The following is a 4917-nucleotide window of genomic DNA, read 5'->3' as shown; positions in this document are numbered from 1 at the left end:
AGACTTTGCAGAACAACCGGATCGAAATCATCATAGAGCACGAAGCCAGTGCCGATCCAGCCCGCTGGCACTAAGGCACCCAGCAGTGCGGCGAGGACCAGCGTGCTTGCGCGATTGCCGGAGCGCAGAGCAAAGGCCAGCGCAGCAAGGGCGATCAGGACGGACCAGACCAGCGCACCGCCGGGCAGGGCGGCAAGGCTGACGCTGTCCCCCAAAGGCACGGTGAGCGATCCGATTGTCGTGCGCACCGGCGCCAGAACGCCCTTGAGTGTGGCATGGGCCGTGATCGCAAAGACCAGAAGAACGAAAACGCCGCGCAGGTTGCCGCTGGCAGACAAGACGGTGAGGCGGGACACGCAGCCTCGTGTGAGCACCATACCAGCGCCGAACATCGCGCCACCCAAGAAGATGGCCAGCAAGGGTACGTCACCGGCCATAAAGCGGTGATCGTCGAATGTGATGAGACCTGACAGGACTCCAGCCTGTGTGCCCAGAACCGCCACAGCCAAAGCTGTCAGCCAGACGCCCATCGCCTGTTTGCGGTCATCGCCGACTAGGCTGCGGCGAAAGCAGAATTTGGTGCGTTCAGCCAAAAGGCCAAAGACTGCACCAAGCACGAGGGCCAGACCAACAGCTACTTGCGGTGCTGTGTGGTTTTCAAAGCCAAGGGATTCGAACATGGGTCGCTCCTTCCGTCAGGTGAGCTGGCAGATGGAGGGAAAATGTTCTGTGATCAAGGCAGTGGAATTGCTAACTTGGGCAGTCCTTGGGGACCGCGTCCTTAGCTTTGTGCCGTTTTGCGGAACGCTGTTCCGAAATCAGGGGAAACTTGCGCGCGGTGTTCAGGCATGGCCGCGGTGGCCATGCCGTTTGGTCTTTTTGCGTATTGGAGCCAGTTCACCGCCCGCGGATACGCGGATCAAGGGCGTCGCGCAGGCCATCACCAAGATAGTTCACGCTCAGCACTGTCAGAGAGATTGCGATGCCCGGCAGGTAAACGCGTTCGGGGAATTGCTGCATCCGCTGCACCGCGTCAGCCAGCATCTTGCCCCAGGTCGGGAAATCCGATGGGAAGCCGACGCCAAGAAAGCTGAGGGCGGATTCAGTGATGATTGCGGTCGCAAGGCCCAGCGTCGCCGAAACCATGATGGGTGACAGAACGTTGGGCAGCAGGTGGCGTTGCACGATGCGGAACGGCGTGGTGCCAATGGACCGCGCAGCGAGGATGAATTCCCGCTCTTTCAACGCAAGGATATCACCGCGTACGATCCGTGCGGTGGGCATCCAGCTTGTGATCGCAATAATCCCGACGATCAAAACGAACATACCACCTTCTGGACCAAACGCTTGGCGAAGCGGCTGGCGGAACAGTGTCACCGCAACCAGCAGTAGCGGCAGGATCGGCAGTGACAGAAACAGATCGGTCAGGCGCATGAGAAGCCCGTCGGCCTTGCGGACAAAACCCGCCATTACGCCCACGGTGGTGCCGATGAACAGGCTGAGGACCATCGCGGCCCAGCCAACGGCCATTGATGTGCGCCCGCCCTGAATGATTTGCGCCAATTGATCGCGGCCCAACTGGTCCGTTCCGAACGGACGGTTCCACGCGGTCTTGGCGCCCGCATCCCATAGCGCGGTCCAGATCGGGCGCAAGTCCTTGTTGCGGATGTCGAGCTTTTGCGCGTCGACCTGCCAGATCCACGGCCCCAGAACGACGGCAAGCGTGATGAACAACAAGAACCCACCACCGAACATCGCGCCCTTGTGTTTGCGGAACTGGTCCCAGACGTCTTTCCACTGGCTGCGCGGCGGCTCTAGCGGGCCTTTGTCGGCCAACGCTTCGATCGGGGTAGGGGTGGCTTGTACAGGCTCAGTCATAGCGGATCCTCGGGTCGAGAAGGCCGTAGAGGATATCGGCGATCAGATTGAAGAGGACGATCAGCACGGCAAAGATAAAGGTCAGCGTCATCACCATTGGCAGGTCATTGGCAAACAGCGCTGTGATCAGCAATTGGCCGATACCGTTCACTTTGAACACGTTTTCGGTGATGATTGCTCCACCAAAGATCGACGGAACGTTCAACGCGATCACGGTGATCACCGGGATCATTGAATTGCGCAGCACATGAACAGTGACAACGATGGCTTCGCTAAGACCTTTGGCGCGGGCGGTGCGGACGTAATCCTGATTGAGGTTGTCCAACATTGAGGCGCGCATGTACCGGCTGATCTGGGCGGTGGTCTGAAGCGCCAGCACCATAACCGGCAAGATCATCTGTGACAGCTGGTATTTGAAACTGGCCCAGTCGTTCACAACATGGGTTGTGTCATAGATCGACGGGAACCAACCAAGCTGCACCGAGAAGATCACGATGAGCAGCGGGCCGGTAAAGAACGGCGGGATCGAAAAGCCGATCATCGTGATGAACGTGCCCGACTGATCGAATACCGAATACTGCCGGTATGCTGAATAGATGCCAATGGGCAGGGCGATCAGGATGCCGACGATATAGGCCATGCCGACCACCCAGAGCGTCTGCGGTATACGCTGGATCACGATGTCCATCACCGGGCTGCGGGTCTGCCAAGAGATTACGCGCAATTCACCCTGATAAAGCTGGGTGTCAGGCAACCAACCCAGCAGTGTGCTAGAGCTGGTCATGTAGTCGATGAACACTTTGGGTTCGATCCAAAAGACCTGAACCAGCCATTTCCAGTATTGCACAAGCGGTGGTTCCCCGACACCAAGCGCTTGACGCATCTTTTCCTTGACCTCGGGGGGAACGGTCAAAGGCACCTGCGCCATCGGATCCCCGGGGGCGAGTTGCAGTAGCATGAAAATGACAAAACTGATGAACAGAAGCGTCGGAACGGCAAGGATAAGTCGTCGGACGGCGAAGGTCAGCATCGTATGGCGCCTCGGGTCATGAGTCTTTTTCGGTAAACGAAATGTAGGGTGGGCACATGGCCCACCCTACTTCATCGCAACGAGTGATCAGTTGGATTCGATGCGGTGCCAGTCAGCAACGTTCCAAAGTTCGCTGTCCCAAACGTTCAGAACAACACCACCAAGGGTGTTGGCATGTGCGGAAAGACGACCACGGTGCACCAGCGGGATCATACCGCCGTTGTCGGTGATCATGGCGCTCAGTTCGCGACCGATGCGCTGACGCTCTGCCATATCGGCGGTTGCGCTCAGCTCTGCATGAAGGGCGTCGAATTCTTCCATGCAAAAGCGCGAGATGTTTTCACCCTGCCACTGTGTTTCCGGACGCGGAGCCTTGTCGCACAGGCCGTTGCCAAGATAGGACTGCGGGTCTGTACCGTTAAAGGTGTTGGCGTACATTTCGACGTCAGCGTAGAACTTCTGGAAGGTGTCGGGCGAACCCGCGTCACCACCAAAGAACACGGATGCATCAACGTTGCGCAGCTCGACTTCAAAGCCGATCTGTTCCCACCATTCCTTGATTAGCGCCTGGAAATCCTGACGGACAGCGTTGGTCGATGTCTGGTACAGAATCGAGAGTGGCACGCCATTGTGTTCACGAACGCCGTCGCCGTCGGTGTCTACGATGCCAGCTTCGTCGAGCATTGCTTTCGCGCCGTCAAGGTCCTGAACTTCGCAACCTTCGAAAGTGGACGCAAAAGCTTCGGGCGCAGGCACCCAGGAACAGCCGACTTTACCAGCCTGACCGTAGCCAATTTCCACCAGCAGCGGACGGTCGATAGCCATGGACATGGCTTTGTAAACCGCTGGTTCACCCAAGAACGGGTGCGGGTGCATCGCCGTCGAGCGTTCACCTTCAGGAAGGCTTGGGTCTGCCCAAGTCTGGTTGATCATGATCCGTTCAAGCAACGGACCAAAACCAGCGACCGGAACACCTTTGCCGCCTGCTTCCATCGCCGCGATGACGTCGGGTGCGAGCTGAAGGTTCCAAGCGTAGTCGAATTCACCAGTTTCCATCACGGCCTGACCGGCTGCGCGGGCATCGCCGCCACCTTTGAACGTCACGGAGGCAAAGGCGGGCTTTGCCGGATCGCGGTAGTTCGGGTTTGCCGACATGGAGATCACGTCGTTCGGCTTGAATTCGTCAACAACGAACGGGCCGGTGCCGATTGGGTTGAAGTTCTGCTCAGTACACGTGGATGCGGCCGCACCCATGCAGTTTTCGAATTGGGCCTTCTGAAGGATCGGGCTTTCACCGCCAACAAACGGGCCATAGGGATTCGGGGTTGGGCCGCCGAAGTTGACAACGACAGTCAGGTCATCGGGCGTTTCAACGCTGGTGACACCTTCAAACTTGGTGACCTGCGCACAACCGCCTTCTGGGTCCGTGCAGTAGGCATGGGTGAACGCAACGTCAGCCGAAGTGAACGGTGTCCCATCGGACCATGTCAGGCCGGGCGTGATTTTCCAGGTGATCGAAGTCAGGTCTTCGCTAACGCCACCATTGGCGACGGTCGGCACTTCTGCGGCCAACCAAGGAACAAGTTCACCTTTTTCGTTATAGCGGGCCAGCGGTTCGATGATCATCGACGCCGCTTCCACATCTTTGGTGCCGCCTGACAGGAACGGGTTCAGGATCGATGGCGCTTGCCAATAGATGATCTTGACCTCGCCGTCCGCGCCGCGCTCTGCAAAAGCAGCAGGCGCAAGGGCCACGGCAGCCGCAGCACCCATAAGTAGGGATGTGAGTTTCATTCGTCTCTCCTTGTTGGACATAGTTCGCCCATGTCGTTTTCATTGGTGGGTTCGGCCAAATCCTGTTCAGTCATAGCGGCCAGCAGATGCTGTTGGCGCCGTAGCTGAAAAAGCAGGTCGTTTTCCCCCTGTCTGCGCATCGAAACAGCTTTTGCGCAAAATGCAAGTCCCGTGGGAGCGATAACAAGGGCGACGTAGAGACAGAGTTTGACTCT

The 4917-nt window shown here is 58.0% G+C and carries 5 protein-coding genes; all 5 read right to left on the bottom strand.

What is annotated here, in order from left to right:
• On the bottom strand, positions 1 to 680 hold a 680-nt coding region (locus ACTG4M_RS17030), incomplete at its 3' end, for a YeeE/YedE thiosulfate transporter family protein (RefSeq protein WP_439124863.1).
• Between the two features lie 217 nt (positions 681 to 897).
• Positions 898 to 1878: an ABC transporter permease gene (locus ACTG4M_RS17025; RefSeq protein ID WP_439124862.1), complete on the bottom strand. Its 981-nt coding sequence runs from the start codon at positions 1876 to 1878 to the stop codon at positions 898 to 900.
• Complete coding sequence (locus tag ACTG4M_RS17020; RefSeq protein WP_439124861.1) at positions 1871 to 2908, bottom strand: ABC transporter permease; 1038 nt, start codon at positions 2906 to 2908, stop codon at positions 1871 to 1873. The genes ACTG4M_RS17025 and ACTG4M_RS17020 overlap by 8 nt, the downstream gene beginning before the upstream one ends.
• An 87-nt stretch (positions 2909 to 2995) precedes the next feature.
• The gene (locus tag ACTG4M_RS17015; protein WP_439124860.1) at positions 2996 to 4702 is read right to left on the bottom strand and encodes a peptide ABC transporter substrate-binding protein; all 1707 of its coding nucleotides are present in this window, start codon (positions 4700 to 4702) and stop codon (positions 2996 to 2998) included.
• A partial coding sequence (locus tag ACTG4M_RS17010) for a hypothetical protein (protein WP_439124859.1) occupies positions 4699 to 4917 on the bottom strand: 219 nt, incomplete at its 5' end. The genes ACTG4M_RS17015 and ACTG4M_RS17010, both read right to left, overlap by 4 nt.

Origin of the sequence: Marivita sp., from assembly GCF_965656765.1 — a bacterium.
GTDB lineage: Bacteria > Pseudomonadota > Alphaproteobacteria > Rhodobacterales > Rhodobacteraceae > Marivita.
Note: the sequence above shows the minus strand (reverse complement) of the source record. Positions and strands in the feature narration are given on the sequence as shown.